The organism is Streptomyces violaceorubidus, from assembly GCF_000717995.1.
GTDB lineage: Bacteria > Actinomycetota > Actinomycetes > Streptomycetales > Streptomycetaceae > Streptomyces > Streptomyces violaceorubidus.
In genome coordinates this window covers 48910-54921 of sequence record NZ_JODM01000046.1, presented here as the reverse complement: position 1 = coordinate 54921, position 6012 = coordinate 48910, and the positions used below count along the sequence as shown (strand labels likewise).

Here is a 6012-nt window from a genome sequence, read left to right as displayed (position 1 = left end):
GCGTTGACTTTTGGCACGCTGTTGAGTTCTCAAGGAACGGACGCTTCCTTTGTACTCACCCTCTCGGGCTTTCCTCCGGGCGCTTCCCTTCGGTCTTGCTTTTCCGACTCTATCAGATCTTTCTGATCCGATTTCCTCGGTGCTTTCCAGGTTCCCGCTTCCGCGTTTCCCTTTCCGGCGGTTCCGACTTTATCAGAAGTTTCGAGCCGGTCTTACCGGTCGCTTTCCGATTCATCGGGAGAGTGCTTCCTCGAATGTATTGATCCGGAGAAGCCAGTAGATGTTCACTGTTGCCCTCTGGGGTGAACCCGTCTCCAGGCAACTGTTCGAATCTACCTCCCCGCTCGCTCCGTGTCAACGGCTCTTGCGGGAACGAAGAGGACAGTAGCAGCTCGCCGGGGGTGGATGCACATCAGGCGGCCGTTGGCACGGTGGCGCTGCGTTCGGCCGCCTCGACGTCGCCCGTGTCACCGGCGCGGGCGGCTCGGCCGCCCAGGACGTAGACGTAGGCGAGGAAGGCCAGCTCGGCGACGACTCCGATGGTGATGCGGGCCCAGGTGGGCAGGCCGGAGGGGGTGACGAAGCCTTCGATGGCGCCGGAGACGAAGAGGACGAGGGCCAGGCCCACCGCCATGCCGAGGGCGGCCCTGCCCTCCTCGGCGAGAGCGATGCGGCGGGTGCGGGGCCCCGGGTCGATGAGGGTCCAGCCCAGGCGCAGACCTGTTCCCGCGGCGACGAACACCGCCGTCAGTTCGAGCAGGCCGTGCGGCAGGACCAGGCCGAGGAAGGTGTCGAGGCGGCCGGCCGACGACATCAGGCCGAAGCCGACGCCGAGATTGAGCATGTTCTGGAAGAGGATCCAGATGACGGGCAGCCCCAGGAAGACGCCCAGGATGAGGCAGAGCGCGGCGGCCCAGGCGTTGTTCGTCCACACCTGCGCGGCGAACGAGGCCGCCGGGTTGCTCGAGTAGTACGTCTCGTACTGGCCGCCGGGGCGGGTGAGCTCGCGCAGCTGGCTCGGTGCGGCGATGGTGGACTGCACCTCCGGGTGGGTGCCGATCCACCAGCCCAGGAGGGCCGCGACAGCGGTCGACAGGAGGGCGGTGGGGACCCACCAGTGGCGGGCCCGGTAGACGGCCGCCGGGAACTGCCGGGTCAGAAATCGTGTGACGTCGCGCCAGGAGGCCCGTCGGGTTCCGGTCACGACACTGCGCGCGCGTGCCACCAGTTGGCTGAGCCGTCCGGTCAGCTGGGGATCGGGCGCGCTGGACTGGATCAGCGAGAGGTGGGTGGCCGTGCGCTGGTAGAGGGCGACGAGTTCGTCGGTCTCGGGACCGGTCAGCCGGCGCCGACGGCGGAGCAGCGCGTCGAGGCGGTCCCATTCCGCGCGGTGGGCGGAGACGAAGACGTCGAGGTCCATCGGTGTGCCTGCTCCTCGGCTATCGTCGGCGGCTCGTCGTGGATCAGCTTGTCGTACCGCGGCGCGGTGCGTCCTCAGCTTGGCAGACTGGCGGGGACGGGGGCAGTCAGGGGAAGGACGGCGGGCGTGGGCGAGCTGGTGACGGGCGAGGCGGTGGCGCTGGAGCTGCGCCCCGCGAGGCTGCCCAGCAGGGCACTGGCCGTCCTGCTCGATCTGGCGGTGGCCGTGGCCGTCTACGTGGCGGTGACCGTCGCGGTGGTGGCGTCCACCTCGTCCCTGGACGTGGCGGCGCAGACCGCGTTGTCGATCGCGACCTTCGTCCTCGTGCTGGTGGGCGGACCGATCGCCGTGGAGACGCTCAGCCACGGGCGGTCGCTCGGGAAGGTGGCGTGCGGGCTGCGGGTGGTGCGGGACGACGGGGGGCCGATCCGGTTCCGGCACTCGCTGGTGCGGGGTCTGATCGGCGTGATCGAGATCCTCCTGACGCTCGGTGTCGTCGCCTGTGTCGCTTCCCTGGTGTCGGCGCGGGGCCGGCGCCTCGGCGACGTTTTCGGGGGCACGCTCGTGGTGCGGGAGCGGGTGCCGTTCTCGTCGGCGGGCTTCATGCCGCCGCCCCCGCCCTGGCTGGCGGGGCGGTTCTCGGGACTCGACCTGTCCGCGGTGCCCGACGATCTGTGGCTCGCCGTCCGGCAGTACCTGGCGCGGATGGGGCAGTTGGATCCGCGTGTCGGCTGGGCCATGGCCGAACGGCTGGCCGCCGATGTGGCGGCCCGTACGGGCGCTCCGGTGCCGCCGGAGGTTCCGCCGCCCGCGTATCTGGCCGCGGTGTTGCAGGAGAGGCAGGCTCGGGAGGCCTGGCGGGCGTTCGGCGGTGCTCCGGCGGGTGACGGGGCTGCTGCCGCGTCGGTGCCGTCGGTACCGGTGGCTCCCGCACCCGCTGCCCCGCCTCGGGCGCCGGTTGCCCCACCGACCGCCCCGGCTCCCGCGCCGTCACCGGGCGGCCGCCCTGACGTGCCGCGTGACGTGCCACCGGACGGCCGCTCCGGGACCGGGTTCGTGCCTCCGGCGTAGGCACCGCGCGCCGGCTCCGGTCATGGAAACACGGACGGTGGCGTCTCCAGGTCCTCCAGCTCGACGCCGGGGGCCGCGAGAACGACGTCGCCGGCGATGTACACGGAGTGCTGTTCGCCCGTGTCCAGGGCTGTGACCTGGTATTCGTCCACGGTGAGGGGGCCGTTGTCAGTGGCGTGTGCTTCTCTGTCCAGCAAGGCCCAGGTCTGGTCCACGGTGCGGGGGGCGAGGACCGGGTCGGTGAGGGCGACGAGGCGTACGCGGGTGGCCGATCCGGAGGGGGTGAGGCGCAGGAGGCGGGTGACGGCGACGAGGAAGGCCGGGGACGTGGCGGTGAAGGCGTGGGCGCGCGCATTGCCTTCGGTGGCGTGGATTCCGGTGGGGTCGGTCCGGACCCAGGTGATGCCGTCGATGGCGGCGCCGCGGACCTGCCAGTCGGCGGCGTGGAGTTCGAGGCGGATGGGGCGGCCGAGCTCGTCGAGGGCGAGGTCGACGGAGCCGTGGTGGTCCCCGGTGGGCGTGGTCAGCCGGGAGACGTAGCGCCAGCCGGAGGGGCCGGGGGCGCACTGGAAGTGTTCTTCCGCGAGGGGGGTGTGGTCGTGCGGATCGTGGAGCGAATATCGGCCGCGGGGCATGGGTGTCCTGGGTGGTGACGGGCTGGTCCGGCCGCTGATGCGGACGCGGCGCCAATGGGGCAGGCCCCCGGCACGGGGGTGCGGGGGCCTGCCTCGGAGGTACCGGTGACTCAGTAGCGGTAGTGGTCCGCCTTGTAGGGGCCCTCGACCTTGACGCCGATGTAGTCGGCCTGCTCCGGGCGGAGCGTGGTCAGCTTGACGCCGAGGGCGTCGAGGTGGAGCCGGGCGACCTTCTCGTCCAGGTGCTTGGGCAGCACGTAGACGTCGGTCGGGTACTCGTCGGGCTTGGTGAACAGCTCGATCTGGGCCAGGGTCTGGTCCGCGAAGGAGTTGGACATCACGAACGACGGGTGGCCGGTGGCGTTGCCCAGGTTCAGCAGGCGGCCCTCGGAGAGGACGATGAGCACCTTGCCGTCGGGGTAGGTCCAGGTGTGGACCTGCGGCTTGACCTCGTCCTTGACGATGCCGGGGGTCTTGGCGAGGCCGGCCATGTCGATCTCGTTGTCGAAGTGGCCGATGTTGCCGACGATGGCCTGGTGCTTCATCTTGGCCATGTCCGAGGCCATGATGATGTCCTTGTTGCCGGTCGTGGTGACGAAGATGTCGGCCTTGTCGACGACCTCGTCCAGCGTGGTGACCTGGTAGCCGTCCATCGCCGCCTGCAGCGCGCAGATCGGGTCGATCTCGGTGATGATCACGCGGGCGCCCTGGCCGCGCAGGGACTCGGCGCAGCCCTTGCCGACGTCGCCGTAACCGCAGACGACGGCGGTCTTGCCGCCGATCAGGACGTCGGTGGCGCGGTTGATGCCGTCGATCAGGGAGTGGCGGCAGCCGTACTTGTTGTCGAACTTCGACTTGGTGACCGCGTCGTTGACGTTGATCGCCGGGAACAGCAGGGTGCCGTCGCGGTGCATCTCGTACAGGCGGTGGACGCCGGTCGTGGTCTCCTCGGTCACGCCGCGGATCTCGGACGCCAGCTGGGTCCACTTCTGCGGGCTCTCGCTGACCGTGCGGGTGAGGAGTTCGAGGATGACGCGGTGCTCGTCGGACTCGGCGGTGTCGACCGAGGGGACCTTGCCGTCCTTCTCGTACTCGACGCCCTTGTGGACGAGGAGGGTGGCGTCACCGCCGTCGTCCAGGATCATGTTCGGGCCGCCGGTGGGGGTGTTCGGCCAGGTCAGCGCCTGCTCCGTGCACCACCAGTACTCCTCCAGGCTCTCGCCCTTCCAGGCGAAGACCGGGACGCCCTGCGGGTTGTCGGGCGTGCCGTTCGGGCCGACGGCGATGGCGGCGGCCGCGTGGTCCTGAGTGGAGAAGATGTTGCAGGAGGCCCAGCGGACCTCGGCGCCGAGGGCGACCAGGGTCTCGATGAGCACGGCGGTCTGCACGGTCATGTGCAGGGAGCCGGTGACGCGGGCGCCGGCCAGCGGCTGGGCCTCGGCGTACTCCTTGCGGATCGCCATCAGGCCGGGCATCTCATGCTCGGCGAGGGTGATCTCCTTGCGGCCGAACGCGGCCAGGGAGAGGTCGGCGACCTTGAAGTCCTGTCGGCTGTCGACAGTCGTCATTACGGGCTGCTCCTCGGGTTGGGTCGAGGTGGGTACGGCTGACCTGCGCGGCGGCGGACACAGGGGTGCCCAGAAGAGGACACAGGCATGCCCGCGTACGCGCAGCGCAGTCCGTCGGAGGCCCTCTCTCCCTCGGCCGGTCCGTCCTGGACCGCCCGACCGCCATCAGCAGCGACGTCTGGCTCCGTCCCAAGCTACACCGCGGGCGCCCACCGCCCCCAGTCCACCTCCGAACACTTCCGGACGTTCACGCAGGGTGATGACGGGGGGCGCCCGGTCGGTCAGTGGGCGGCGGGCGACGTGGTCGGGCCGCCGGGGGTCGCCTCGGGGTCGGGGCCCTTGGCGGCCTCGGACTCGCTGTAGATGTCCGGTTCCAGGTAGATGACGCGGGCGATCGGGACCGCCTTGCGGATGCGCGACTCGGCGGCGTCGATCGCGGAGGCGATCTCCGTGGCGGTGCCGTCGTGCCGGACGGCGATCTTGGCGGCGACGAGCAGTTCCTCGGGGCCGAGGTGCAGGGTGCGCATGTGGATGATGCCGGTGACGGTGTCGTCGGCCACGACCGCAGCCTCGATCTGCTGGACCACCTCGGCGCCGGCGGCCTCGCCGAGCAGCAGGGACTTGGTCTCGGCGGCGAGGACCAGCGCGATCAGGATGAGCAGGATGCCGATGCACAGGGTGCCGATGCCGTCCCAGACGCCGTCGCCGGTGAGCAGGGCGAGGCCGACGCCGCCGAGGGCGAGGATCAGGCCGACCAGGGCACCGAGGTCCTCCAGCAGGACGACCGGCAGTTCGGGCGCCTTGGCGTGGCGGACGAACTCCTTCCAGGACTTGTTCCCGCGCGGCGGGTTGGACTCCTTGATGGCGGTCCGGAAGGAGAAGCCCTCGGCGATGATGGCGAAGACCAGGACGCCCACCGGCCAGTACCAGTGCTCCAGTTCGTGCGGGTGCTTGATCTTCTCGTAGCCCTCGTAGAGGGCGAACATGCCGCCGACCGAGAAGAGCACGATGGAGACGAGGAAGGCGTAGATGTAGCGCTCGCGGCCGAAGCCGAAGGGGTGTTGCGGGGTGGCCTCGCGCTGGGCCCGCTTGCCGCCCAGGAGCAGCAGGCCCTGGTTGCCGGAGTCGGCGAGGGAGTGCACGGACTCGGCGAGCATCGACGACGATCCGCTGAAGAGGAACGCCACGAATTTCGCTACCGCGATCGAGAGGTTGGCGAGCAGTGCCGCCACGATCGCCCTGGTTCCGCCTGACGCGCTCATGTGTCGCGTTGTCCCTTCGCCTGCGTCTGCTGTGTCTGCGTCCGTGCGCCGGTGGG

At 70.2% G+C, this 6012-nt stretch carries 5 protein-coding genes; 1 reads left to right on the top strand and 4 read right to left on the bottom strand.

Annotated elements, in window-relative coordinates; genetic code table 11:
* Positions 1–412: 412 nt before the first annotated feature.
* Positions 413–1420 carry a stage II sporulation protein M gene (locus IE94_RS0132320; protein ID WP_030191496.1) on the bottom strand — a complete coding sequence of 336 codons (1008 nt, stop codon included), beginning with the start codon at positions 1418–1420 and terminating at the stop codon, positions 413–415.
* A gap of 126 nt (positions 1421–1546) precedes the next feature.
* Here IE94_RS0132320 and IE94_RS0132315 point away from each other — a divergent pair, with 126 nt between their 5' ends.
* A complete protein-coding gene (locus IE94_RS0132315) occupies positions 1547–2491 on the top strand; it encodes an RDD family protein (protein WP_030191494.1) in 945 nt (314 codons plus the stop codon).
* 20 nt (positions 2492–2511) lie between these two features.
* Here IE94_RS0132315 and IE94_RS0132310 read toward each other — a convergent pair whose 3' ends face one another.
* The 3 genes from IE94_RS0132310 to IE94_RS0132300 form a co-directional block, all read right to left on the bottom strand.
* Complete coding sequence (locus IE94_RS0132310) at positions 2512–3126, bottom strand: hypothetical protein (protein ID WP_030191492.1); 615 nt, start codon at positions 3124–3126, stop codon at positions 2512–2514.
* Between the two features lie 110 nt (positions 3127–3236).
* Positions 3237–4694 (bottom strand): adenosylhomocysteinase, encoded by a 1458-nt coding sequence (gene ahcY / locus IE94_RS0132305; RefSeq protein ID WP_030191490.1) that lies wholly within the window; start codon positions 4692–4694, stop codon positions 3237–3239.
* 281 nt (positions 4695–4975) lie between these two features.
* Complete coding sequence (locus IE94_RS0132300; RefSeq protein ID WP_030191488.1) at positions 4976–5956, bottom strand: cation diffusion facilitator family transporter; 981 nt, start codon at positions 5954–5956, stop codon at positions 4976–4978.
* Positions 5957–6012 lie beyond the last annotated feature (56 nt).